The organism is Klebsiella sp. PCX, from assembly GCF_021869705.1.
Taxonomy (GTDB): Bacteria; Pseudomonadota; Gammaproteobacteria; order Enterobacterales; family Enterobacteriaceae; genus Klebsiella; species Klebsiella quasipneumoniae.
Window position 1 is genome coordinate 4486493 of record NZ_CP091527.1, and the last position, 24980, is coordinate 4511472.

Annotated in this window: 19 protein-coding genes and 2 pseudogenes; 16 read left to right on the forward strand and 5 right to left on the reverse strand. The window is 58.7% G+C overall.

The annotated features are described in order from the left end of the window. Positions 1–223 precede the first annotated feature (223 nt). Positions 224–838: an acid-sensing system DNA-binding response regulator EvgA gene (gene evgA, locus GQR96_RS21435; protein ID WP_004205283.1), complete on the forward strand. Its 615-nt coding sequence runs from the start codon at positions 224–226 to the stop codon at positions 836–838. Between the two features lie 4 nt (positions 839–842). Further along, positions 843–4085: an ATP-binding protein gene (locus GQR96_RS21440; protein WP_069734285.1), complete on the forward strand. Its 3243-nt coding sequence runs from the start codon at positions 843–845 to the stop codon at positions 4083–4085. Between the two features lie 89 nt (positions 4086–4174). Here GQR96_RS21440 and GQR96_RS21445 read toward each other — a convergent pair whose 3' ends face one another. Further along, entirely contained in the window at positions 4175–4837 is a 663-nt protein-coding gene (locus GQR96_RS21445; protein WP_072140371.1) for a YfdX family protein, read from the reverse strand. A gap of 239 nt (positions 4838–5076) precedes the next feature. On the opposite strand from GQR96_RS21445, the gene GQR96_RS21450 reads away from it, so the two are divergent. The 3 genes and pseudogenes from GQR96_RS21450 to GQR96_RS21460 all read left to right on the forward strand — a co-directional run. After that, the gene (locus GQR96_RS21450) at positions 5077–5652 is read left to right on the forward strand and encodes an HdeD family acid-resistance protein (RefSeq protein ID WP_004206086.1); all 576 of its coding nucleotides are present in this window, start codon (positions 5077–5079) and stop codon (positions 5650–5652) included. A 26-nt stretch (positions 5653–5678) separates the two neighbouring features. Further along, positions 5679–5984, forward strand: a complete 306-nt coding sequence (hdeB, locus tag GQR96_RS21455; RefSeq protein WP_004206087.1) for an acid-activated periplasmic chaperone HdeB — start codon at positions 5679–5681, stop codon at positions 5982–5984. 80 nt (positions 5985–6064) lie between these two features. Next, positions 6065–6196 (forward strand): annotated as a pseudogene (locus GQR96_RS21460) (cobalamin adenosyltransferase); the annotation flags it as partial. On the opposite strand, the gene dhaR reads toward GQR96_RS21460, so the two are convergent. Together dhaR and GQR96_RS21470 are read right to left on the reverse strand one after the other, a co-directional pair. After that, the gene (gene dhaR, locus GQR96_RS21465; RefSeq protein WP_004206088.1) at positions 6174–8099 is read right to left on the reverse strand and encodes a dihydroxyacetone kinase operon transcriptional regulator DhaR; all 1926 of its coding nucleotides are present in this window, start codon (positions 8097–8099) and stop codon (positions 6174–6176) included. The pseudogene GQR96_RS21460 and the gene dhaR sit on opposite strands and share 23 nt — an antisense overlap. Before the next feature lie 101 nt (positions 8100–8200). Further along, entirely contained in the window at positions 8201–9298 is a 1098-nt protein-coding gene (locus tag GQR96_RS21470) for a glycerol dehydrogenase (protein ID WP_017899727.1), read from the reverse strand. A gap of 251 nt (positions 9299–9549) precedes the next feature. On the opposite strand from GQR96_RS21470, the pseudogene GQR96_RS24815 reads away from it, so the two are divergent. From GQR96_RS24815 to GQR96_RS21490, 5 genes and pseudogenes are all read left to right on the forward strand, one after another. Then, positions 9550–9734 (forward strand): annotated as a pseudogene (locus tag GQR96_RS24815) (hypothetical protein). A 173-nt stretch (positions 9735–9907) separates the two neighbouring features. Then, positions 9908–10978 carry a dihydroxyacetone kinase subunit DhaK gene (dhaK, locus tag GQR96_RS21475; RefSeq protein WP_065903917.1) on the forward strand — a complete coding sequence of 357 codons (1071 nt, stop codon included), beginning with the start codon at positions 9908–9910 and terminating at the stop codon, positions 10976–10978. Between the two features lie 10 nt (positions 10979–10988). Further along, positions 10989–11621 carry a dihydroxyacetone kinase subunit DhaL gene (gene dhaL, locus GQR96_RS21480; RefSeq protein ID WP_017899726.1) on the forward strand — a complete coding sequence of 211 codons (633 nt, stop codon included), beginning with the start codon at positions 10989–10991 and terminating at the stop codon, positions 11619–11621. Positions 11622–11631: 10 nt separating this feature from the next. Then, a complete protein-coding gene (gene dhaM / locus GQR96_RS21485; protein WP_017899725.1) occupies positions 11632–13053 on the forward strand; it encodes a dihydroxyacetone kinase phosphoryl donor subunit DhaM in 1422 nt (473 codons plus the stop codon). Between the two features lie 74 nt (positions 13054–13127). Next, entirely contained in the window at positions 13128–14777 is a 1650-nt protein-coding gene (locus GQR96_RS21490; RefSeq protein ID WP_065903910.1) for a glycerone kinase, read from the forward strand. Between the two features lie 154 nt (positions 14778–14931). Here GQR96_RS21490 and GQR96_RS21495 read toward each other — a convergent pair whose 3' ends face one another. Beyond that, entirely contained in the window at positions 14932–15708 is a 777-nt protein-coding gene (locus tag GQR96_RS21495; RefSeq protein WP_074194132.1) for a siderophore-interacting protein, read from the reverse strand. 237 nt (positions 15709–15945) lie between these two features. Between GQR96_RS21495 and GQR96_RS21500 the strand changes: the two genes are divergently transcribed. After that, positions 15946–16500 (forward strand): PadR family transcriptional regulator, encoded by a 555-nt coding sequence (locus tag GQR96_RS21500; protein WP_049004697.1) that lies wholly within the window; start codon positions 15946–15948, stop codon positions 16498–16500. Between the two features lie 257 nt (positions 16501–16757). Next, the gene (gene ygjG, locus GQR96_RS21505) at positions 16758–18137 is read left to right on the forward strand and encodes a putrescine aminotransferase (RefSeq protein ID WP_025999194.1); all 1380 of its coding nucleotides are present in this window, start codon (positions 16758–16760) and stop codon (positions 18135–18137) included. A gap of 41 nt (positions 18138–18178) precedes the next feature. On the opposite strand, the gene GQR96_RS21510 is transcribed toward ygjG, so the two are convergent. Beyond that, complete coding sequence (locus GQR96_RS21510) at positions 18179–18511, reverse strand: tRNA-binding protein (protein ID WP_048295612.1); 333 nt, start codon at positions 18509–18511, stop codon at positions 18179–18181. Positions 18512–18718: 207 nt separating this feature from the next. Here GQR96_RS21510 and ebgR point away from each other — a divergent pair, with 207 nt between their 5' ends. From ebgR to GQR96_RS21530, 4 genes are all read left to right on the forward strand, one after another. Continuing rightward, positions 18719–19702 carry a transcriptional regulator EbgR gene (gene ebgR, locus GQR96_RS21515; protein WP_009485173.1) on the forward strand — a complete coding sequence of 328 codons (984 nt, stop codon included), beginning with the start codon at positions 18719–18721 and terminating at the stop codon, positions 19700–19702. A 209-nt stretch (positions 19703–19911) separates the two neighbouring features. Then, a complete protein-coding gene (gene ebgA / locus GQR96_RS21520) occupies positions 19912–23004 on the forward strand; it encodes a beta-galactosidase subunit alpha (RefSeq protein ID WP_065903905.1) in 3093 nt (1030 codons plus the stop codon). Continuing rightward, on the forward strand, positions 23001–23450 hold the full coding sequence (locus tag GQR96_RS21525) for a beta-galactosidase subunit beta (RefSeq protein ID WP_047077812.1): 450 nt from the start codon (positions 23001–23003) through the stop codon (positions 23448–23450). The genes ebgA and GQR96_RS21525 overlap by 4 nt, the downstream gene beginning before the upstream one ends. A 94-nt stretch (positions 23451–23544) precedes the next feature. Then, the gene (locus GQR96_RS21530) at positions 23545–24978 is read left to right on the forward strand and encodes an amino acid permease (RefSeq protein WP_048325786.1); all 1434 of its coding nucleotides are present in this window, start codon (positions 23545–23547) and stop codon (positions 24976–24978) included. The last annotated feature ends 2 nt before the right edge of the window (positions 24979–24980 follow it).

Here is a 24980-nt window from a genome sequence, read left to right on the forward strand (position 1 = left end):
GCATTTTTTTTAACAGCAGACAGCGCTGAAGCAAGCGAACGCCTTTTCCTACAGCTGTCATCCCGATATGCAAATATATTCGGCAGGCACACATCCACAATATTTTCCCGGCCGAAAACGATTTGTGTTACAATTGCGCCTTATTACGGCACCGATAAAAATAACCCCCGCCGCACCTGCATCAGGCATCGCCCTCTTTTTTCATATCAGGATTTACGCCCCCATGAATGCGATAATCATTGACGATCATCCATTGGCACGTATCGCCATTCGCAACCTTCTCGACAGCAACGGCATTACCGTCGCAGCGGAACTCGACAGCGGCGCCCATGCGGTACAGACCGCCGAAACCATGCAGCCTGACCTGCTGATCGTCGACGTTGATATTCCGGAACTCAGCGGCATAGACGTTCTGGAGCAGCTGCGAAAACGCCGCTACCGGGGAAAAATCATCGTCATTTCCGCCAAGAATGAACTGTTTTACGGCAAACGTAGCGCCGACTGCGGGGCCAATGGTTTTGTGAGTAAAAAAGAGGGAATGAATAATATCCTCGCCGCGATCGACGCGGCCAATAATGGCTACAGCTATTTCCCTTTTTCACTGGAGCGCTTCTGCACCCACGGCATCACCGATCAGGACCGACTGGATACGCTGTCAACGCAGGAGATGAAGGTCTTCCGCTATATTCTCAGCGGCATCGACTACACCACCATCGGCAGCAAAATGAATATCAGCAATAAGACGGTAAGCACCTATAAGGTCCGTCTGATGGATAAATTAGGCTGCAGCTCCCTGCTTGAGCTTTATGACTTTGCGCAACGCAATAAAATAGGGTGATGGCATGGTCGTTCGTCTTATTTTATCCCTGATTGTCGGGCTGGCGCTGAGTCTCTCTCCCTCCGCGTTTGCCATGAAGCAACTGGAGCTGAAAAGCCATGCCCACATTGCGGCGATCGACATTCCGCTCAACGATAAGGCAAAGACCTGGCTGGCCGCCCAGCCAACGCTGATCGTCGGCACCTGGCTCCCTGAGATGACGCCCGTCGTCTACGACAGCGACGAAGAAAGCTATCAGGGGATTAACGCCGACTATCTGGCGCTGATGGCGCACAGCCTCGGGCTAAAGGTGGTTATCCGCCAATATGACACCGAGCAGCAGGCGCTGGCCGCCCTGGCCGACCGCCAGGTCGATACCCTGCTCACTCAGGTGGCGCACCGGGATGCGCTCGCCCCGGGCCTGGTTCAATCCGCACCGCTGATCAAAACCTGGCCGACGCTGGTCACCTCGCTAAAATCCCCCCTGCCGCCGCTAACCACCGACCGCCGCGTCAAGCTAGCCTGCACCCGCGATTGCGCCTTTTTCGATATTATTCAACAGGCGTTTCCCAACGCCAAAATCACCCTTTATGATAGCGACTATCAGGCCCTCGCCTCGGTGGTCAGCGGCGAGAATCAGTATTTCATCGGCAACAACATCACCACCGGCCACTGCATCTCGAAATATTTCTCGCAATCGCTGGTCATCACGCACTATTTTCGTCAGCAGGAGCAGCACAACCGCTTTGTCACCCGTGAAGATCGACCGGCGCTGCACCAGCTCCTTGACCGTTTTATCCACGCCATCGACAGCGATACCGCGATGCGGATCATGCAAAACTGGCTCAACCGCGGCGATCTGTCGTTTCTTAATACCCCGTTGCCTTTTACCGCTGAGGAGCAGCGCTGGCTGCGGAAGCATCGTCACATCCGTCTGCTGGTTAACCCCTACTTTCCACCTTTTACCCTGGTGGATGACGAAGATGAGCTGCGCGGCATCATGGCCGATATGCTGAATATTTTCTCACTACAGACCGGGCTGCAGTTTGACCCTATTCTGGTGCGCAATCGTCAGGATCTGGCAAAGCGCATGGAAAAAGAAGACTGGGCGATCATGCCCGCCGCGACCCTGACCCCGCAGCCGCAGGCCTACGTCACCCTCAGCGAGCCGCTCATTAACGTGGCCTTTGTGCTGGTCGCCCGCGGCAGCGCGCCCGACCCGCATCTGCTGACGCGCCCGGCACGGATCGCCCTGCCGGTGGGGCCGATCGCCGCCCACGACCTGAAAGCGCGCTTTCCGCAGGTTAACTGGGTGGAGACGGATAACGTTGGTGTCGCCATGAAGATGGTGGAGGAAGGCGAGGCGGATGCCGCCGTGGCCTCGGAGCTTTCCGCCCGCTATATGATCGATCACTACTATCCGCAAGATCTTCACTACACCCGCATCGATGGACTCCCGGTCGCCGCCATTCGGCTGGCGATCCCACGCGATGAACCGGTGCTGGCCGCCGTGCTCAACAAAGCGCTGCAGGCCATTCCGCCGCGGGATATTCTGCAGATGACCGAGAAGTGGTCGAAAATCTCCAGCCAGCAAATAGAGAACTGGAGCCAGTACAGCCGCCAGTTTTACCAGTTGATCGCCTTCGCGCTGGTGCTGATCGCCATCAGCCTCGGCTGGGGACTCTCCCTGTGCCGGGAAGTACGCAAACGCAAAGACTCTCAGCAGCGGCTGGAAGAGGAGCTGGCGCAGAAGGAAGCCCTCTCCTGCGCGCTGGAGCGGGAAAAAGACAAAGCGATTCAAGCGACAAAAGCCAAGAGTCGCTTTCTGGCCAGCATGAGCCACGAGCTGCGCACGCCGGTGAGCGCCATCGTCGGCTTTCTGGAACTGCTGGCGAAACCGGAGCTGATCGTCGGTCAGCGTAAAGAGGCGATCGAGCTGGCGGGGTCGACGGCGCAAACCCTGCTGGGACTTATCGGCAATATTCTCGATATCGACAAGATTGAGTCGGGAAAATACCAGATCACCCCACAGTGGAGCGATGTGGCGCAGGTGGTGTCGCAGCAGTGCCACACCTTCGGCGCGCTGGCGCAGCAGAAGGGGATCGCGCTGCATAGCCATCTCCCTCTGCAGGAGGGGATCGCGCTGTGGGTCGACCCTCAGGCGCTGCGGCAAATTCTCAATAATCTCATCGGCAATGCGCTGAAGTTTACCGCCGAGGGCGCGATTCAGATCTCCTGCCGGCTGGCGCAGGCGGATGAGACACAGGGAGAGCTGACCCTCATCGTTAGCGACAGCGGCTGCGGGATCAGTGAAGCAGAGCAGGCCACCCTCTTTCATCGCTATGCCCAGGCGCGCCAGGGACGCCAGCAGACCGGCTCCGGGCTGGGGCTGGTCATTTGCCAGGAGCTGGTTACGTTGATGCAGGGCCGGCTGGAGATGGTCAGCCGTCCGGGTGTGGGGACCACTTTCACCATCACGCTGCCGGTCAGGGTGAGTCGCTGCGCGATTCACGCGCCACAGGCGTTGCCCGCCAGGCCGCAGGCCCTGCCCGGGCTGTCGATATTGATAGCGGACGACCACCCCACCAACCGGCTGTTGCTCAAACGCCAGCTCAACACTATCGGCTACAGTGTCGATGAAGCCTGCGACGGTGAAGAAGCGGAGAATAAGCTCGCCGGCAAACATTACGATCTGCTGATCACGGACCTCAATATGCCGAAGAAAGATGGCCTGGCGCTGGCGGCGTCGTTACGCCGACGCTACCCGAGCCTGGTGATTTGGGGAGTGACCGCCAGCGCGCTGCCGCAGTCGCGGGAGGCATGTCTGGCCAGCGGCATGAATATGTGTCTGTTTAAGCCAGTGTCGGTTCAGACGCTGAGCCATGAGCTCAGCCGCTTAGCGGTGGGCCACGCATCACCTAACGCCGCCCGGCATCTGAAGCTCAGCGTGCTGACCGAAAATACGGGGGGAGACCAGGCGCTGATGGCTGAGATGCTGGAGACGTTCCGCGATGCGTCGGCCACAGATTTACAGGCCGCCGGACAGGCTATCGCCCGGCATGAACCGCAGACCTTTCTGCGGGCGCTGCACCGTCTGCACGGTTCAGCACAAATCCTGGGGATTACTGCGCTACAACAACTGTGCGCCCCTTTTGAGGCTAAGCGACCTGATTCGCTGACGCCGGCAAGCTGTCTGGAGGTGGTACAGCACATCACCGGCATCCTGTGCGAGATCGATGGCGAAATCGACGCCCTCATCGGCCGCTAGCCGTTCCGGTCGGGCAGTCCGCTGCCCGACCGCTAAGGGGACATCCTTGTCAGTCTCTTCCTCTGCGCTCTCTCAGGGTGGAACGAGGATCAGTTACCCGCCACCAGCATCTCGCTGTCCACCACGATGCCCTCTTCAGCGCCTTTCAGCACCAGATTCGCTTCGTAATACTTCCCGGCTTTCAGCAGTTTTTGCGCCTGCGCCACCGCCTTACGGGTCTGGTTAAGCGGCATCAGATACTGGTTCTCAATCACGCCAATACCGGCCAGACGCAGGGTATCGATAGCCCCTTTCTGATCGCCTTTCGCCAGTTTTTCGTTGGCAGATTTAATGGCACTCTCTTTTTCCGGGGTGGCCACATAGTCTTCAGACAAGGCGATGGTCGCATTGATCACCACATAGCGATCGGCGATCATTTTGGCTGTCGCGTCGGTTTTCACGAACTTCGCCCAGCTGGCGTCATCGGCGGCCAGCAGCGCGGCGGCGTCGTCTGTCAGTTTTTTGGCGCTCTCCGGCTGGCCGTGAAACAGCGCCAGACGGGCGAACTGGACGTCGCGCATCGCGTTCGCGCCCTGAACCGCCACCTGTAACACATCGGCGGCTTCTTTCTGCACCTGCGCTGTGGCTGCCGCGGCAGGCGCTGCCGTCGCGTTATCTGCTGCCCACACCGGAGAGGTACCCATCATGGTTGCCAGCAGGCTCGCCAGAATGACTTTTTTCATCGTTAACTCCTGATTAAAATCGGTAAGCATCACCAAACGCAGCCAGCTTAAAAAATATCGTAGTTATTGAGAATCAGAGCCCGGAATCGATATTGCGGGCCTTGTCTGACAGCTGTCAGACAAGGCGTATAAAGTGACCTCAGCACTCTTATTTACGCCTGGCGATGGCACGGCCTACTATTTTCCTCAGACATTTCTTTTGGCCCGCTGAATAAATCATAACGTATTTTATTCAGCGTCAGGCCGCCAACCGGATCTGCGGAGCAATTATGTTTATGTTTAGCAATTACACCTTAAATGCGTTTAGCCCACGCGTCTTCATTCGATATAAACGGCATGCCGGCATGATGGCCGCCCTGCTGTTTATCTGCGGAGCCTGTTGTCTGGCCTGGCCATTGGTCGCCGGCTGGTATCTCGCCACGGTGACCGGCATGTTGTTCATGATCTGCGGCTTCTATTCGCTATACAGCCTGATTGTTTTCCGTCAGCAGCACTGGAAATCACGCCTGGTGGCGCTGATCTTCGCCATCGCCTGGATCGTGCTCGGCCTGAGTTTTGTCGTCAATCCCCTCAACGGCATGAGCAGTCTGGCCTTTTTATTCGGCTTTTTATTTGTTCTCGGCGGTATTTCCCGCATCGTCAGCGGATGTAAAACCCGAAAACAAAGCGGCGCTGGCTGGAATATTTTTATCGGTCTGCTGGATTTAATTATCGCCTGCCTGTGGCTGGCAATGAACCCGCAGCAAAGCTGGTTATTTATTACCGCATTTATCGGCGTTGAAATGATATTTAGCGCCATCGGCTTTCTGGTCCTGAGAAATAAGATGAAGCATGCTCGGGCTTAAGCCGTATTTTATGACTGGAGAAGAAAATGAATTTACCTAAAGCACTCGTATTGACCGTGGCGGCGACCACATTCTGTCTGATGACCAGCCCGGCATTCGCGGTACAGGAAACCACACCGCAGAATATGACCTGTCAGGAATTTATGGATATGAACCCGAAAAGCATGACCCCGGTGGCCTTCTGGGTAGTGAATCGCAACACCGACTTCAGCGGCGGGGACTATGTCGACTGGCATGAAGTCGAGACCGTCTCGGTGCCGAAAATGCTGCAGCAGTGCCACAAGAACCCCGCCGCTAAACTCGGCGACCTCAACTCGGTTATTAAAAAATAAGCCTTCCCCCGGCGCTCGCCGGGGAAAGTTAACCTCGTTACCCGCCGTTATGCGGCGGGCCCCGTCACACTCATCGCTAGCGCATTCGTACGGCAGAGGATGGCCAATTTGGCCCACTGCGCGACGCGCTCAAACGCTACAGCAATCGTCTGTCGGACGCCCTGTTCTCCATGGCGCGTATCGAGAAGACTAGGCCTGATGCTTGCGCTTGAACTGGCTGGCGTCGATATCGTACTGCTTCATTTTGCGCCACAGGGTGGTGCGGCCAATATTCAGCAGTTGCGACATCTCCTGCACCCGCCCGCTGGTCACCCGGGCAGCGTGAATGATGGCCTCTTTTTCGATGGCGCTAAAGGTCAGGCTGGCCGGCAGCAGCGATGAGCCGCTATCGACCCCCGGCCGATCGGAAAAGAGATATTCCGGCAGGTTGCTTAGCCGAATGTGGCCGTTGTCGCTGCTGATGGCAATGTTCTCTATCACGCTGTTAAGCTCAAAATCATTTCCCGGCCACGAGTAGGCCACCAGCTGGGCCAGCGCGTCATCGTCCACTTTCAGCCGCGAAGAGAAACGCTTCTCCAGGCTCTTCAGCCGGTTATGCACCAGCGACGGGATGCTGTTGCGCCGGGCGCGCAGCGGGGGGATGACAATCTCGAAGGAGTGCAGCGCATAGTACAGCTGGCGGCTAAAGCGGTTCTGTTCCACCAGGTTGGCCAGATCGACGGTGGTGGTGGCGATCACCTTCACATCCACCGGGATCAGGCGGCGGGCGTCGAGGCGGGTAAGCACTCCCTGCTTAATCACCTGCAGCAGGGCCGACTGCAGCTCCGGCGCCAGATACTCAATTTTTTCCAGAAACAGGGTGCCGCCATTGGCCAGCTCAAGGCGGCTCAGGCGGCCATTTTCATCGTCAGTGGGGGCGCTGCCCATAAAGTCCTGGCCCAGCACGCTGTCGGCATACAGCTGGCAGTTGACGGCGATATAGGGGCCGCCCGCCCGCTCGCTTTCATTGTGGATGGCCTGGCTCAGCAGCTCTTTCCCCACCCCTTCTTCACCGCACAGCAGCACCGGGAAGCCGCCGCGCGCCGCCTGGCGGCCAAAGTGGATCAGCCGCCGGGTTTCCGGATCGTCGGCTGACATCTGCTCAAAGGTGTGGCTGACTTTGCCCAGCTGGCTGGTCATCAGCTGCCGCATCTGCTCCACCGGGTGCAGCAGCAGAATAAAGCTGTTGCCTTGCGCCTCGACGATCGGTTTTAAGGTGATCACCGCGTCGATAAACTGGTGCTGGCTTTCAAAGGTGACTTCAACGTGATTCAGGCCGCGGGCGTGTTTGATGGCCCGGCGCAGCAGCGCCGGAAGGGTCACCAGATCGGCGATATTTTTTCCCTGGCTGGCCTGGGCATCAAGATGCAGCAGTCTCGCCGCCTGAACATTGAGAAATTGCAGCACCCCCTGTTCGTTCCACGCCATCACCCCGTCGTCCATGCTCTCCAGCAGGCCGTACATCTGATTAAGGTGGCGGTTGGATTCCGCCAGCAGGCTGTCGGTGAGCAGGGAATTGCCCACCTCGCGGGCGATGGCCAGCGTCAGGGAAAGGTCGGCGCTGGACTGGTGCTCCACCAGACAGCAAAGCGAGATAGAGCCGAACAGGCGCCCGTGGTTATCGAACACTGGCGTCGAACAAAAGCTCCATGGCTGCAGGGCCTGCTTAAAATGCCGATCGCCGGCGGTGTTGATCGGCTGCCCCTGCATCGCGGCCAGCGACAGCGCGCAGGTGCCGATAATGCTCTCCGCGCAGTAGCTGCCGTCGCGAAATCCCAGGTCAGCCAACTGCGCCAGCGTTTGCGGTTCGCCGCAGCGGCTCAGGATGCAGGCGGTCTCATCAAGAATAAACAGCGCGCAGGGGCGACCGTCCATAAACTCCCAGGCGTCCTCCAGCGCCGCCTGACCGATGGTCAGCAGCGCGGTTTTACGCCGACAGATAGAGTCAAAAGTCAGGCCCTGGGCCTGGTGCGGCGTTTGCCAGGTTTCACGCTGCATAAACTTGCTGCAGCGATGCCATGACTGGGCGATGACGGCAGAGACCGCCTTCCCGGTATCCTGAGTCTGAACAGTCATACTGTTTTCCGCGTTTTACCATAGAGAACCCCTCCGGCAGCCACTGCCAGAGGGGAGAAAGAGAAACCGCTGACCGGCGCCAGCGGTTTAGCCACCGCGAATTAACGCGCCAGCCACTGCTGGCCTAACAGATCGGCGGTGAGGATAGCGGCGTGCACGCTTTCCGGGGTCACCGCGAACGGCATATTGTGGATGGTCTCCCCTTCCGCGCAGGTGGCTTTTGCCACCGCGGTGATTTTCGCGTCGATCCCCTCTTTGACGCCCATCTGCGCGAGGGTCACCGGCAGGCCGACGCGCTGGCAGAAGCCCAGCACGGTTTCAATCTCGTCCATCGGGCTGTTCTGCAGCACCAGCTGCGCCAGGGTGCCGAAGGCCACTTTCTCGCCGTGATACAGGTGGTGACACTCTTCCAGAATGGTGAAACCGTTGTGGATCGCGTGGGCGGCGGCCAGGCCGCTACTTTCAAAGCCAATGCCGCTGAGGTAGGTGTTCGCCTCGATGATGCGCTCCAGCGCTTCGGTCACCACCCCGGCCTGCGCCGCCAGACGGGCCTTTTCGCCCTCCGCCAGCAGCGTATCATAGCACAGGCGGGCCAGGCTCAGCGCCGCCTCGGTGGACTGCCCCCCGGCCATGCTGGTGGCGCGCGCATCGTAGCAGGCTTTAGCCTCGAACCAGGTGGAGAGCGCATCGCCCATGCCGGAGACCAGCAGGCGTACCGGCGCTTTGGCGATAATCGCCGTGTCCATCACCACCATATCTGGGTTTTTCGGATAGATCAGATACTCTTCAAACTCGCCCGCTTCGGTGTAGATCACCGACAGCGCGCTGGTCGGCGCATCGGTCGAAGCGATGGTCGGGATCACCACCACCGGCAGCTTCTGGTAGTACCCGATCGCCTTCGCGGTATCGAGGGTCTTACCGCCGCCGATGCCGACCACGCCGCGGCAGCCCTGTTTTTGCAAAATCGCCATCAGGCGGTTAATTTCCGCATGGCTGCATTCGCCGTTAAACCGTTCCGCATGGCAGCGAATATCGTGACTCTGCAGGCCATTCACCACTTTCTCCCCCGCCAGCTTCATCACGAAGTCGTCAGCGATGACGAAGAAGCTCTCCGCCAGGTTTTTAGCATATTGACCGAACAGAACAGCAGCATCAGGACCCTGAAGATATTTGGCTGGAGATTGAATAACTTTTAGCATTCCTTTCACCCTCAAATAAGTGCGCATGTAGACATGATGAGCCCTGGCGTTATCCGCGCCGGCCGGTAAAGCGCGGCCTCAACGGAATGTACCGGAGCAGTGCGATCACTGTAGGGCCGGCAGGGAACAAAAAAATCTTTCGCCTTTTTGTTCTGATATGAAACACAGGTTAAATTTTTACGTTCCATATTGGAACAAAAAGCCCTGTTCTCCGTCAGGATTGCGATCCCGATCCGCTCCTCTGCCGCATAATTCCCCTACCATCCCCCTTTAGCGGCAGGCTTTTCCCGCGCAGCTGCGTGAAAATCAGCGAAAAATTTTTTCCGCCTACTGTGCCGGCTGCGATGACCGGGGCTTAAAGCAGGTGAAAAAAAGCGCGCCAGCTCGCATTTTCACCGTTTTCTCAGCAAAAACGTTCCATAAAGAAACAAAATAAGCAGGCAATGTTTCGTAATGAAACCCGATCGCCGGGGCATTCTTTTTTTCGTCCGCTCAGCCAGAATCATCATATCGCCAGGCACGCTGCACCGTCAGACGATACCCCTACGCGATGACCGCCTCCGCCAGCAGAGAGGCCGCATCGAACCTTCTCCAACGGAGCACTGAATAATGAAAAAGCTGATTAACCGTGTTGAAGATGTACTGAATGAACAATTACAGGGGCTGGCTAAAGCCCACCCGCAGCTTACCCTGCATCAGGACCCGCTGTACGTCACCCGCGCCGATGCGCCGGTGGCCGGCAAGGTCGCCCTCCTCTCCGGCGGCGGCAGCGGCCATGAGCCAATGCACTGCGGCTATATCGGCCAGGGGATGCTTTCTGGCGCCTGCCCGGGGGAAATCTTCACCTCGCCGACGCCAGATAAAATGTTCGAATGCGCGATGCAGATTGACGGCGGCGAAGGCGTCCTGCTGATTATCAAAAACTACACCGGCGACATCCTGAACTTCGAAACCGCCACCGAGCTGCTGCATGAGAGCGGCATTAAAGTCACCACCGTGGTGGTCGACGACGACGTGGCGGTGAAGGACAGTCTCTATACCGCAGGCCGCCGCGGCGTCGCCAATACCGTACTGATCGAAAAACTGGTCGGCGCCGCCGCCGAGCGCGGCGATTCGCTGGAGGCCTGCGCTGAACTGGGGCGCCGCCTGAATAATCTCGGCCACTCCATTGGCATCGCCCTCGGCGCCTGCACCGTACCGGCCGCCGGACAACCTTCCTTTACCCTGCAGGACGATGAAATGGAGTTCGGCGTCGGCATTCACGGCGAGCCGGGCATCGACCGCCGTCGCTTCAGCTCGCTGGACCAAACCGTCGATGAGATGTTCGATACCCTGCTGGAGAATGGCGCCTACTGCCGCACGCTGCGCCAGTGGGATACCGTCAAGGGCGCGTGGCAGGAAGTGAAGCAGAGCAAAACCGCGCTGCAAAACGGCGACCGGGTCATCGCGCTGGTCAATAACCTCGGCGCCACCCCGCTGTCCGAACTGTACGGCGTGTATCACCGTCTCGCCCAGCGCTGCGAAGCGTCCGGCATCATCATCGAACGCAACCTCGTCGGTAGCTACTGCACCTCGCTGGATATGGCGGGCTTCTCCATCACTCTGCTGAAAGTGGATGATGAGACGCTGGCGCTATGGGACGCCCCGGTTCATACCCCGGCGCTGAACTGGGGAAACTAAGGAGCACGACATGTCACTGAACAGAACGCAAATCGTCGACTGGCTGTACCGCTGCGGCGATATCTTCACCAAAGAGAGCGATTTTCTCACCGGCCTCGATAAAGAGATCGGCGATGCCGATCACGGCCTGAACATGCACCGCGGCTTCAGCAAGGTGGTGGAAAAGCTGCCGTCGATTGCCGATAAAGATATTGGCTTTATCCTCAAAAACACCGGCATGACGCTGCTCTCCAACGTCGGCGGCGCCAGCGGCCCGCTGTTCGGCACCTTCTTCATTCGCGCCGCGCAGGTCACTCAGGCTCACCAGAGCCTGACGCTCGACGAACTGTACCTGATGATCCGCGAAGGCGCGGACGGCGTCGTCAACCGCGGCAAAGCGGAGCCGGGGGATAAAACCATGTGCGACGTCTGGCTGCCGGTGGTGGACTCCCTGCGCCAGTCCAGCGAGCAGCACCTGTCGATCGCCGCCGCGCTGGATGCCGCCTGCAAAGCAGCGGAAGCCGGCGCCCACAGTACCATCACCATGCAGGCGCGCAAAGGCCGCGCCAGCTACCTTGGCGAACGCAGCATCGGCCATCAGGATCCGGGCGCCACGTCAGTGATGTTTATGATGCAGATGTTGGCCGCCGCGGCCAAAGAGTAAGGAAATCGCGATGGTAAACCTGGTTATTGTTTCTCATAGCGCCCGGCTGGGCGAAGGTGTCGGAGAACTGGCCCGGCAGATGTTAATCAACGACGGCTGCAAGCTGGCGATCGCCGCCGGGATCGACGACCCCGACAGCCCGATCGGCACCGACCCGATCAAGGTCATGGAAGCGATCGAATCCGTCGCCGACACCGACCACGTGCTGGTGATGATGGATATCGGCAGCGCGTTGCTCAGCGCCGAGACCGCTCTCGATCTGCTCGATCCGGCGATTGCCGCGAAGGTGCGGCTGTGCGCCGCGCCGCTGGTGGAGGGGACGCTGGCGGCCACCGTCAGCGCCGCCTCCGGCGCCGGGATCGACAAAGTGATCGCCGACGCCATGAACGCCCTGGAGGCCAAACGGATCCAGCTGGGTTTACCTTCGCCAACCCCTGACGCCGCCCCGACGCCGACGCTTGCCGACGATGGCGACAGCAAATCGCTTGCGGTGGTCATACAGAACCACAACGGCCTGCACGTGCGTCCGGCGTCGAAGCTGGTCGCCGCGCTGGCAGGCTTTAACGCCGATCTGCTGCTGGAGAAAAACGGGAAGTGCGTCAAACCGGACAGCCTCAACCAAATCGCCCTGTTGCAGGTGCGACGCAACGACAAGCTGCGCCTGCTGGCCCGTGGGCCAGAGGCCGATGCGGCGCTGGCGGCGTTTCAGGCGCTGGCCGCCGATAACTTCGGCGAATCGCCTGCGGCGCAACCGGCAGCGGCCCCGGCCACCTCCGGGCGCGTCGAAGGCATCGCGCTGCGCTATTCGCTGGCCCTGATCCAACCGGTGCGTCCAGCCGCCGCCGATGTCGCCCGCGAGCAGCAGCGACTGCGCCGGGCCATCGACCAGACGCTGGCGGAGCTCACCGCCCTGACCGAGCTGGCGGAGAATAAATTTAACGCCGACATCGCGGCGATTTTCGCCGGGCACCACACCCTGCTCGACGATGAGGATCTGTTTGATGCCGCCAACGATCGTCTGCTCACCGAGCCGTGCTCGGCGGAATGGGCGTGGCATCAGGTGCTGATGGAGCTCAGCCAGCAGTATCGCCAGCTGGATGATCCCTATCTGCAGGCGCGCTATATCGATATCGAAGATATTCTGCAGCGCACCCTGCGCCATCTGCAGGACGTTCAGGAGACGCTGCCGACGCCCGGCGAGCCGACCATTATTATCGCCGACAACATGTTCCCGTCGACCGTCCTGCAACTGGATGCCAGTCGAGTCAAAGGCCTGTGCCTGCGCGACGGCAGCGAACAGGCCCACGGCGCGATTATCGCCCGCGCGGCGGGGATCGCCTGGCTGTGCCAGCAGGGCGAGGCGCTGAACAGCGTGCAGCCCGGCGAGCCCATCGCGCTCGATATGCGCCACCAGCGCCTTATCCGCCACTAAATCCACTTTGACCGTTACCGCTCCGGAGGTCTGCCTCCGGAGGGTGAGTTTTCGCTTACTCTTCAGGAACCACTATGTCTCAATTCTTTTTTAACCAGCGCGCCAGCCTCGTCAACGACGTGATTGAGGGAACCATCATCGCCAGTCCGTGGAATAACCTCGCCCGGCTGGAGAGCGACCCGGCGATCCGGGTGGTGGTCCGTCGCGACCTGAATAAAAACAACGTGGCGGTGATCTCCGGCGGCGGCGCCGGCCACGAACCGGCGCACGTCGGCTTTATTGGTAAAGGCATGCTGACCGCCGCAGTCTGTGGCGATCTGTTCGCCTCGCCGAGCGTCGACGCGGTGCTTACCGCCATTCAGGCGGTGACCGGCGAGGCGGGCTGCCTGCTGATCGTAAAAAACTATACCGGCGACCGGCTGAACTTTGGCCTGGCGGCGGAGAAAGCGCGCCGTCTGGGCTACAACGTGGAAATGCTGATCGTTGGCGACGACATTTCGCTGCCGGATAACAAACAGCCGCGGGGCATCGCCGGTACGCTGTTCGTCCATAAGGTGGCGGGCTATTTTGCCGAACGCGGCTACAACCTCGCCACCGTTCTGCGCGAAGCGCGGTACGCCGCCAACCACACCGCCAGCATCGGGGTGGCGCTGGCCAGCTGCCATCTGCCACAGGAGGCCGACACCGCGCCGCGCCATCAGGCCGGTCACGCCGAGCTGGGAATGGGCATCCACGGCGAGCCTGGCGCCTCCACCATCGCCACGCAAAACAGTGCGGACATCATCAACCTGATGGTGGAAAAACTGACCGCCGCCCTGCCGGAAACCGGCCGTCTGGCGGTGATGCTCAATAACCTCGGCGGCGTGTCGGTGGCCGAAATGGCGATCCTGACCCGCGAACTGGCTAACACGCCGCTGCAGGCGCGCGTTGACTGGCTGATTGGCCCGGCCTCGCTGGTGACGGCCCTGGATATGAAGGGTTTCTCGCTGAGCGCCATCGTGCTGGAAGAGAGTATTGAGAAAGCGCTGCTGGCGGATGTGGAAACCGCCGGCTGGCCACGGCCGGTGCAGCCGCGGACAGTTAACATCATGCCCTCCACTCTCGCCAGCGCACGCGTCGACTTTACGCCCTCTGCCAACCCGCAGGTGGGCGATTACGTCGCGCAGGTGACCAGCACCCTCGTCGGGCTTGAAGATCATCTCAACGCGCTGGATGCCAAAGTGGGCGATGGCGATACCGGCTCCACCTTCGCCGCCGGGGCGCGTGAGGTTGCCGACCTGCTGCAGCGCCAGCAGCTGCCGCTCAACGATCTACCCACGCTGTTCGCGCTCACGGGCGAACGCCTGACGGTGGTGATGGGCGGCTCCAGCGGGGTATTGATGTCGATCTTCTTCACCGCTGCCGGGCAGAAACTGGAGCAAGGCGCCAGCGTGGCCGAGGCGCTGAACGCTGGTCTGGAGCAGATGAAATTTTACGGCGGCGCCGATGAAGGCGACCGGACAATGATCGATGCTCTGCAGCCGGCGCTGACGGCGCTGCTGGCCGAACCGGAGAACCTGCAGGCCGCTTTTGCCGCGGCGCAGGCCGGCGCGGATCGCACCTGCCAGTCGAGCAAAGCCGGCGCCGGACGAGCGTCCTATCTCAACAGCGACAGCCTGCTCGGCAACATGGACCCCGGCGCCCACGCGGTGGCGATGGTGTTTAAGGCGCTGGCGGAACGATAAGCCTCCCCGGTGGCGCTGCGCTTACCGGGGCAACGTCACAGCGCCGAAGGGTAGGTCGGGTAAGGCGTTAGCCGACACCCGACAAAAAACGGCACCGCGGTTAGCCCGGATAAGGCGCTACGCGCCGCTATCCGGGTTTTACCACGATGGCTTTTTACTTGCTGTGCCAGTACGCCTGCGAACGCACCAGCTGCTGATCGATGCTCTCATCTTCAAAGCGCGCCAGCAGCGATTTCACCACCGCGCCTTCGCCGGTCAGCCAGATGAAATAATCCTCCGCCGGCACCTTCACCTGCGCCAGACGCTCGGCGACGAACGCCGGATTGTGGCCCACCACCCACTCGATGTTAAAGCCGTCGAGATCCGCCAAATAATCTTTATATGACGCATCAGCGATAGTGACGATGGCCGTCACCTGCGGCGTCACCGCCAGCTGACGCAATCCCAGCAGACGACGACGCAGCGCCGGCATACCGGACTCATCGCAGACATACAGCTGCCAGGCGTAATCTTCCGGCACCACCAGCGAGCCGCGCGGACCGCCGATCACCAGCTTATCGCCCACTTTTGCCTCCAGCGCCCAGCGGCTGGCAATTCCGCCATCGTGGATAAAGAAGTCATACGCCAGCTCATGGCGTTCGACATCGTACAGCGGCGTATAGTCGCGGGTAGCAGGCCGCACGCCCTCACCCCAGTCGATCCCCTCCTCGGTCACCTGCGGCGGCGCAAACGCCGCGCCCGGCTCCGGGAAGAAAAGCTTGGTGTGGTCGTCAAAGCCGCGGGAAACGAAACCTTCCAGCGCCTCGCCTCCCAGCACGATGCGCTGGAAGGCCGCGCCTGCGCGCTCCACGCGCAGCACCGTCAGCTCACGGAAACGCAGCTCATTGCGGACACGCTGCGGGTACTTGTCTGCTTTGGTTTTTGTCATCATCGATCGCCTTCGTGAACGGTAAATAGATATATCTAAACTTGATGCAAATGATAATGATTGCCAACTAAAAAGAATGCAAGTCTTTTTTTGATATAGTCAAAACAAACCGCATGAAAATCCACAACCAGAAAATAATTACATATATATCAATATCTTAAAAAATAAATAGCAACCAGCATTGCGAACATTCATTTTTTAGATATAAATTAGATATATCAAAAACAGCAGGAGGTAACCATGCGACATCATCATGAAGAGGGGCGTGGGCCACGCGGGCGCCACGGTGATCCCAGCGAACACGGCGACCATGGCCGCCGCGGCGGCGGACGTCGCCAGCGTTTCTTTGGCCACGGCGAACTGCGGCTGATTATTCTGGACATCCTCAGTCGCAGCGCCAGCCACGGCTATGAGCTGATCAAAGAGATCGAAACCCTCACCCAGGGGAACTACAGCCCCAGCCCGGGGGTGATCTACCCGACGCTGGATCTGCTCCAGGACCAGGGCCTTATCAGCGTGGAAGACGACAACGGACGCAAAAAAATCGTCATCAGCGAAGAGGGGAAACAGCTGCACGCGGAGAACCAGGAGCACCTGGCCCATATCCAGGCGCGTTTGCAGGCGCGGATGGTCGGCTGCGAGCTGCGCAGAGATCCGCAGATGAAGCGCGCGCTGGAGAATTTCAAAGCGGTCCTCGACCTGAAAGTGAACCAGCAGGCCAGCAGCGCCGCCCAGCTCAAGCAGATCATTGGCATTATCGACCGTGCGGCGATGGAGATCTCCCAGCTAGACTAAGCCTCTTTTCTCACCATCGGCTGCCCCGCGCTGGGGCAGCCCGCACCACGACGGATCGTGCCGCTAAAGGCCGCAAGGCAGAAAATCTCGCCAGCTCAGGAATAAAACGTGCCAATAATGGCGCCATGAGATTAAATTTTACACATTTCGTCTTTTACTTTGCATTTATCCCGATTTTCACCGCTTCTGCCGAACTGGCGTAATCCCTGCAATACTTAATCCAGTATCGTGTGATACGTCCGCCCCAGGAGCACATTTTGAACAGGTTACCTTCCAGCGCATCGGCTCTGGCCTGCAGCGCACACGCACTGAATCTCATTGAAAAGCGCACGCTTGACCATGAGGAAATGAAAGCACTTAACCAGGAGGTTAGAGAATACTTTAAAGAGCATGTGAATCCGGGGTTTTTAGAGTATCGAAAATCGGTCACAGCCGGCGGGGATTACGGAGCCGTAGAGTGGCAAGCGGGAGGGTTAAATACGCTTGTCGACACCCAGGGACAGGAGTTTATCGACTGCCTTGGCGGGTTTGGCATCTTCAATGTAGGGCACCGTAATCCAGTTGTGGTATCCGCCGTCGAGAATCAACTCGCGAAACAACCGCTTCACAGTCAGGAACTGCTGGACCCGCTACGCGCGATGCTGGCGAAAACCCTGGCGGCCTTAACGCCCGGCAAACTGAAGTACAGCTTCTTCTGCAACAGCGGTACCGAATCGGTAGAGGCGGCCATCAAGCTGGCGAAAGCCTATCAGTCGCCGCGAGGTAAATTCACCTTCATCGCCACCAGCGGCGCCTTCCACGGCAAATCGCTGGGGGCACTGTCGGCCACCGCCAAGTCGACTTTCCGCAAACCGTTTATGCCGCTGCTGCCGGGCTTCCGCCATGTGCCGTTCGGCGATATCAACGCCATGCGCACCATGCTGAGCGAGTGCAAGAAAACCGGTGACGACGTCGCAGCGGTGATCCTTGAGCCGATTCAGGGCGAAGGGGGGGTGATCCTGCCGCCGACGGGGTATTTGCCGGCGGTGCGCAAACTGTGCGACGAGTTTGGCGCCCTGCTGATCCTCGACGAAGTGCAGACCGGTATGGGCCGCACCGGCAAGATGTTCGCCTGTGAGCATGAGAACGTTCAGCCCGACATCCTGTGTCTGGCGAAAGCGCTCGGCGGCGGCGTGATGCCGATCGGCGCGACGGTGGCGACGGAGGAGGTCTTCTCCGTGCTGTTCGACAACCCGTTCCTGCACACCACCACCTTCGGCGGCAACCCGCTGGCCTGTGCGGCGGCGCTGGCGACCATCAACGTGCTGTTGACGCAAAACCTGCCGGCGCAGGCGGCGCAGAAAGGCGATATGCTGCTGGACGGTTTCCGCCTGCTGGCGCAGGAGTATCCGGACCTGGTAAATGATGTGCGCGGGAAAGGCATGCTGATGGCCATCGAGTTTGTCGATAACGAGATTGGCTACGACTTTGCCAGCGAGATGTTCAGACAGCGGGTGCTGGTCGCCGGGACGTTAAACAACGCCAAGACGATCCGCGTTGAACCGCCGCTGACGCTCACCCTTGAGCAGTGCGAGCAGGTGCTGAAGGCGGCGCGTAAGGCGCTGGCGGCCCTGCGCGTCTCGGTTGCAGAGGCGTAATTCACACACAACCCTCTCCCGGTCGGGAGAGGGTATTTTCGTTATACCACCCGCACGCCTGCCGGCATGACGCGCTCCGGCGTCAACAGCACGCTTTCGCTTTCGTCTTCGGTTTCTGCGCATAACAGCATGCACTCAGAAGTTTCACCACGCATTTTGGCTTTCGCCAGATTACACAGCACCACCACCGTTTTCCCCAGCAGCTCCTCTTCGCTGTAGTAGGGCACCAGGCTGGTGACCGTCTGCAGCGTGCGGCCGCCGACATCAATCCGCGCAATGTACAGTTTGTCAGCATTGTCATGGCGCTTCACCTCGACAATCTTGCCGACGCGCATCTCCAGTTTGGCAAAATCAGCGTAAGCTACGGTATCCATCTCTCACCTCCAGTAAATTTTTACTAAAAGATAGCAAATTTTTGCCGTTCGTCTGCATGCTACTGAGAATAATGCTACTTCTGTCACGCTATCGCCGGGGAAAATAGCCCTCCCACGCAGGCGTTTTTTACTGAAATAAGGTGCAGGACGCGACGCTTGCTTTACAATGGATGAGCAAACATGGGCAACGTCCGATAAAGGAAAAAGATGGCAACGCTAAAAGACATTGCGACCGAAGCGGGTGTTTCGCTGGCGACGGTTTCCCGGGTGTTAAACGACGATCCCACCCTGAATGTAAAAGAAGAGACCAAGCATCGTATTCTGGAGATTGCGGAGAAGCTGGAGTATAAAAGCAGCAGCGCGCGTAAAACTCAGGTCCTACCTGTCGGCCATCATCATATCCTGGCGCTGTATAGCTACCAGCAAGAGCTGGAAATTAACGACCCTTACTATCTCGCCATTCGCCACGGTATTGAAACCCAATGCGAAAAGCTCGCCATCGAGCTCACCAACTGCTATCTCAATAACACCCTGCCCGAGCTGAAAAAGGTCACCGGCGTATTGATTATTGGCCAGCCGACGCGCGAGCTGCGCGAGACCGCCAGCGCGCTGACCGACAATATTTGCTTTATTGATTTCCACGAAGCCGGTAGCCCGTACGATGCGGTGGATATCGACCTGGTACGTATCGCTAAAGAGGTGGTCGACTTCTTTATCCAGCAAGGCGCGTCGCGTATTGGATTTATCGGCGGCCAGGACCAGCCCGGCAAGGCCGATATTCGTGAAGTGGCGTTTGTGGAGTACGGCCAGTTGAAGGGCGTGGTTTCAGCCGATGATATCTGGCGCGGCGGTTTTTCCAGCTCGTCCGGTTATGAGCTGGCGAAGCAGATGCTGGCGCAAGCGGAGTTTCCGCGGGCGCTGTTTGTCGCCTCGGACTCCATCGCCATCGGCGTGCTGCGCGCCATTCACGAACGCGGGCTGGCGATCCCGGAAGATATTTCGCTGATTAGCGTCAACGATATCCCCACCGCGCGCTTTACCTTCCCGCCGCTGTCGACGGTGCGGATCCACTCCGAAATGATGGGCAGCCAGGGGGTGAACCTGCTGATCGAGAAGGCCCGCGATGGCCGCGCCCTGCCGCTTAACGTTTTTGTTCCCAGCGTGTTGAAGCTGCGCGGAACCACCCGTTAATCCAACCACATCCCGGCGGCGCTACGCTTAGCCGGGCTACCGGTCCTGGCCGGAACGCCACTCTGTAGGCCGGGTAATGCGAAACCGCCACCCGGCACAAAAGCGGCTCATTTTGTGATCAAGTTAAAGTAAATCATCCCTGACGATTTTATTTAGTAAAAGTTTTACTAAAATGAGGTTTATCTTATTAAGCCGTTCAGGGAGGCGATATGAATCGCTGGGAAAACCTTCAACTCACTCATGAAAACAGGCTGCCGCCGCGGGCGTATTTCTTCTCTTACGACTCACTGGCCCAGGCGCGGACCTTCGCCCGCGAAACCAGCAGCCGCTTCCTGTCCCTCAGCGGGCAGTGGAACTTCCGCTTTTTCACCAACCCGCTGCTGGTACCGGAGAGCTTTACCTCGTGCTTTCAGAACGAGTGGGGGCCGATTACCGTACCGGGTATGTGGCAGATGGAGGGCCACGGTCAGCTGCAGTACACCGACGAAGGTTTCCCCTTCCCCATCGACGTGCCGTATGTTCCGACCGATAACCCGACCGGCGCCTACCAGCGCCTGTTCACCCTCGGCGACGGCTGGCAGGGCAAACAAACCATCATCAAATTCGATGGCGTCGAAACCTATTTCGAAGTCTACGTTAACGGCCAGTACATCGGCTTTAGCAAAGGCAGCCGCCTGACCGCCGAGTTCGATATCAGCGCGGCGGTGCAAACCGGCGACAACCTGCTGTGCGTGCGCGTGATGCAGTGGGCGGACTCCACCTATATTGAAGATCAGGACATGTGGTGGTCGGCGGGCATTTTCCGCGACGTCTATCTGGTGGGGAAAAATCCGCTGCACGTGCAGGATTTCACCGTGCGCACCGATTTTAACGATGACTACATCGACGCGACCCTCTCCTGCCAACTGACGCTGGAAAACCTGGCTCCGCAGACGGCGGCGGCGACGCTGGAATATACCCTGTTCGACGGCGAAAAGGCGCTTTATTCGGGCAACGTCGGTCAACTGCAGGTCAGTCAGCAGCTGAACACCGGCTTCACGATTGATGTGAGCGCGCCGCAGCAGTGGTCGGCGGAAAGCCCGTATCTCTATCATCTGGTGCTGACGTTAAAGAACGCCGCCGGCGAGGTGCTGGAAATCATCCCACAGCGCGTCGGTTTCCGCGATATCAAAGTGCGTGACGGCCTGTTCTATATCAATAACCGCTACGTGATGCTGCACGGCGTAAACCGCCACGATAACGATCATCTGAAAGGCCGCGCGGTCGGCATGGATCGCGTGGAAAAAGATCTGCTGCTGATGAAACAGCACAACATCAACTCGGTTCGCACCGCCCACTACCCGAACGACCCGCGTTTCTATGAAATGTGCGATATCTACGGACTGTTCGTGATGGCGGAAACCGACGTGGAGTCCCACGGTTTCGCCAACGTCGGCAACCTCAGCGCCATCACTGACGACCCGGCCTGGGAACACATCTACGTTGAGCGCATCGTGCGCCACGTCCACGCGCAGAAAAACCATCCGTCGATCGTCATCTGGTCGCTGGGTAACGAATCCGGTTATGGCTGCAACATCCGCGCCATGTACCACGCCACCAAAGCGCTGGATGATACCCGGCTGGTGCACTACGAAGAGGATCGCGACGCCGAGGTGGTGGATATCATCTCCACGATGTATACCCGCGTACCGCTGATGAACGAATTCGGCGAGCACCCACATGAAAAACCACGCATTATTTGCGAATACGCCCATGCGATGGGCAACGGTCCCGGCGGACTAACTGAATATCAGAACGTTTTTTACCAGCACGACTGTATCCAGGGCCACTACGTGTGGGAATGGTGCGACCACGGTATTCAGGCCAGCGACGAAAACGGCGCGGTGTGGTACAAATTCGGCGGCGATTATGGCGACTACCCGAACAACTACAACTTCTGTCTTGATGGCCTGATTTTCTCCGACCAGACGCCGGGGCCGGGCCTGCGCGAATACAAACAGGTCATCGCCCCGGTAAAAGTACAGGCGCGGGATATCTGCCGCGGCGAACTGCGAGTGGAAAACAAACTGTGGTTCTCCACTCTCGATGACTACACCCTGCGCGTTGAAGTGCGCGCCGAAGGCGAAACGCTCTCCAGTCAGCTGCTGAAAGTGAAAGACCTGGCGCCGAATAGCGGCCGCGACCTGCAAATCGCCCTGCCGCAGCTCGACGAACGTGAAGCTTTCGTCAACATCATGGTGACCAAAGATTCGCGCACCCCGTATAGCGAAGCCAATCACGATATCGCCGTCTATCAGTTCCCGCTTAAAGCGCGAACCGCCGCGCGAACGCCGCTGTTAAACGCCAGCGCCACGCCGCTGCAGATTGTCGATGAACGCCTCAGTTACACCATCTGCGGCCATAACTTCCGCGTGGTGTTCAGCAAGGTCAGCGGCAAACTGAGCGAATGGCAGGTCAACGGCGTCGACCAGGTAACCCGCGAGCCGAAGATTAACTTCTTCAAGCCAATGATTGATAACCATAAACAGGAATACGAAGGACTGTGGCAGCCGGCCCACCTGCAGATAATGCAGGAGCATCTGCGCGAATTCAGCGCTGAAATAGAGGGCGAAACGGTGGTGATCACCACCCGCAGCGTGATTGCGCCGCCGGTGTTCGACTTCGGTATGCGTTGTACCTATCGCTGGCAGATTACCCCACAGGGCCACATCAACGTTGAGCTGGCCGGCGAGCGCTACGGCGACTATCCACACATCGTCCCGTGCATCGGCTTTATGCTGGGCATTAACGGTGAGTTCGACCAGGTGAACTACTATGGCCGCGGGCCGGGCGAGAACTACGCCGACAGCCAGCAAAGCAACATCATTGATATCTGGCATACCACCGTCGACGATATGTTCGTCAATTATCCGTTCCCGCAGAACAACGGTAATCGTCAGCACGTTCGCTGGGCATCGTTCAGCGACCGCCACGGCAGCGGTCTGCTGGTCGTACCGCGCAATCCGCTCAATATCAGCGCCTGGCATTATACGGCGGAAAACCTGCACGCCGCCCAGCACTGCAACGAACTACAGCGCAGCGATGACATCACTCTGAATATCGATGCGCAACTGCTCGGCCTCGGCTCCAACTCCTGGGGCAGCGAAGTGCTGGATAGCTGGCGCGTCTGGCTCAACACCTTCAACTATGGCTTTACGCTGCTGCCGCTGGAGGGCGGATGCGGCACCTCGCAGGTACTGGCGAACCATAGCTTCGGCGCCGGTTTCTTTTCCCCCGTTGCACACAGCGAGGCTGAACAATGAGAATTCTCGATAATTTAGAACAGTTTAAGCAAGTTTATCATAGCGGCCGCAAATGGCAGCGCTGCGTGGAAGCCATCAATAACATCGACAACATCCGCCCGGGCGTGGCGCATTCCATTGGCGATTCGCTCTCCTATCGGGTGGAAAACGATAGTACGACCGACGCGCTATTTGTCGGCAACCGCCGCTACTTTGAGGTGCACTATTACCTGCAGGGGCAGCAGAAAATCGAGTTTGCCGCCAAAGAAAATCTGCAAACTGTCGCCTGCTACCGCGACGAAACCGATCGCGAATACCTGAAAGGGATCGGTGAAACGGTGAAGGTTCACGAAGGGCAGATGGTGATTTGCGATATCGACGAAGCCTACCGCTTTATCTGCGATGCGCCGGTAAAAAAAGTGGTGCTGCGAGTCACGGTTGAAGACGGCTACTTCCTCAATAAGTAAACCCGCGTTAAGCGACAAGGGAGGTCAACGGGTACGCCCGTTGGCCTTTCGGTTCCAGCCCGCTGCGGCGGGTAGATGAATGATTGGAGGACGTATGTCCGAATCTGTACGTGCCAAAATCGGCAAGTTCGCGCTGCTATCGATGGCCTTTACCGCCGTCTTTAACGTGCGAAATATCGTCAATAATAACATTGAGTTAGGTCTCAGTTCCGCGCCTATCTTCTTATTCGCCACTATCGTTTACTTTATCCCGTTCGTGTTTATCATCGCCGAATTCGTCTCGGCCAATAAACACTCCGAATCCGGGATGTACGCGTGGCTGAAGCAGCCGCTGGGCACACGCGCCGCCTATCTTGGTTCCTTCCTCTACTGGTTTGTGAACCTGTTCTTTTTCCTCTCGCTGTTGCCGAACGTGGTGGCCTACGCCTCATACGCGATCACCGGGTACGCGATCCCCTTCTCGCCGATGGTGACCTCGCTTATCTCCATCGTGCTGTTCGCCATGGCTACCCATATATCCACCAAAGGGGCGACCTGGCTGGGTAAAATTTCCGAATGCGTGGCCTACGGCGTGTTCGCTTTGTTCGCGATTTACGTCGTCGGCGCGCTGACCGCGCTGGGTTCCGGTCACGTCCCGGCGCAGCCGATTACCCTGGCGGCGATGGAACCGACCATCAACTGGGCGACGCTCGGTATTATGTGCTGGATTTTCCAGGCCGCGGGCGGCGCGGAAACCGTTGCCGCCTACCTCAACGACACCAAGGGCGGGCAGAAATCCTTTATTAAAGTCATCATCACCGCCGGGGTGCTGATTGGCGGTATGTATGCCTTAGGTTCGCTGCTGGTTAACGTCTTTGTCGCCCGAGAGAACCTGACCTATGCCGGCGGAATGGTGGAAATCTTTACCGGTCTCGGCGCCTACTTCCACATTTCTGAAGCGCTGATGGGCCGCTTCGTCGGCATCATTCTGTTTATCGCCATCTTCGGCAGCATGATGATGTGGACCGCCGCGCCGGTCAAAATCCACTTCTCGGAAATCCCGAAAGGTATCTACGGCCAGAAAACCACCGAGTTGAACGCTCACGGCGTGCCGGTACGCGCCGCCTGGTGGCAGTTCCTGTTCGTCTTCCTGATGCTGATAGTTAACGGCTTCGGCTCCGCCAGCGTGCAGCAGATGATGAACACCGCCATTAATCTCACCGCCGGTACAGCCATGCTGCCGCCGCTGTTCATCATGGTCGCCTACTTCGTCTTCCGCTGGAAACACGATGACACGCCGCGCGATTTCCGTATGGGCTCGAGGAAAGTGGGCATGAGCGTGGTATCGATGCTGATAGTGATTTTCGTGGTTAGCATGACCGCTTCGGCCTTCCCGCCAGGCGTCGATCTGGTTAACGCTTTCTTTATCAACGTCTTTATGACCGCGGTCTTCTCCGGCCTGGCGTGGTGGTGGATCACCCGCTTTGAAAAAAAGCAGCAACGTCTGCGCGCCGCGGCGCCGGTTAACGCTGCCGCCGCCGGTAAATAACA

Bases quoted from the DNA above. Each gene is read 5' to 3' on its own strand.
- GQR96_RS21500 (WP_049004697.1), top strand. From the start codon at position 15,946: ATGCGACATCATCATGAAGAGGGGCGTGGGCCACGCGGGCGCCACGGT.
- dhaR (WP_004206088.1), bottom strand. From the start codon at position 8,099: ATGACTGTTCAGACTCAGGATACCGGGAAGGCGGTCTCTGCCGTCATC.
- evgA (WP_004205283.1), top strand. From the start codon at position 224: ATGAATGCGATAATCATTGACGATCATCCATTGGCACGTATCGCCATT.
- GQR96_RS21445 (WP_072140371.1), bottom strand. From the start codon at position 4,837: ATGCTTACCGATTTTAATCAGGAGTTAACGATGAAAAAAGTCATTCTG.
- GQR96_RS21470 (WP_017899727.1), bottom strand. From the start codon at position 9,298: ATGCTAAAAGTTATTCAATCTCCAGCCAAATATCTTCAGGGTCCTGAT.
- dhaK (WP_065903917.1), top strand. From the start codon at position 9,908: ATGAAAAAGCTGATTAACCGTGTTGAAGATGTACTGAATGAACAATTA.
- GQR96_RS21495 (WP_074194132.1), bottom strand. From the start codon at position 15,708: ATGATGACAAAAACCAAAGCAGACAAGTACCCGCAGCGTGTCCGCAAT.
- GQR96_RS21490 (WP_065903910.1), top strand. From the start codon at position 13,128: ATGTCTCAATTCTTTTTTAACCAGCGCGCCAGCCTCGTCAACGACGTG.
- hdeB (WP_004206087.1), top strand. From the start codon at position 5,679: ATGAATTTACCTAAAGCACTCGTATTGACCGTGGCGGCGACCACATTC.
- GQR96_RS21525 (WP_047077812.1), top strand. From the start codon at position 23,001: ATGAGAATTCTCGATAATTTAGAACAGTTTAAGCAAGTTTATCATAGC.
- dhaM (WP_017899725.1), top strand. From the start codon at position 11,632: ATGGTAAACCTGGTTATTGTTTCTCATAGCGCCCGGCTGGGCGAAGGT.
- GQR96_RS21450 (WP_004206086.1), top strand. From the start codon at position 5,077: ATGTTTATGTTTAGCAATTACACCTTAAATGCGTTTAGCCCACGCGTC.
- ebgA (WP_065903905.1), top strand. From the start codon at position 19,912: ATGAATCGCTGGGAAAACCTTCAACTCACTCATGAAAACAGGCTGCCG.
- GQR96_RS21530 (WP_048325786.1), top strand. From the start codon at position 23,545: ATGTCCGAATCTGTACGTGCCAAAATCGGCAAGTTCGCGCTGCTATCG.
- GQR96_RS21440 (WP_069734285.1), top strand. From the start codon at position 843: ATGGTCGTTCGTCTTATTTTATCCCTGATTGTCGGGCTGGCGCTGAGT.
- dhaL (WP_017899726.1), top strand. From the start codon at position 10,989: ATGTCACTGAACAGAACGCAAATCGTCGACTGGCTGTACCGCTGCGGC.
- ebgR (WP_009485173.1), top strand. From the start codon at position 18,719: ATGGCAACGCTAAAAGACATTGCGACCGAAGCGGGTGTTTCGCTGGCG.
- GQR96_RS21510 (WP_048295612.1), bottom strand. From the start codon at position 18,511: ATGGATACCGTAGCTTACGCTGATTTTGCCAAACTGGAGATGCGCGTC.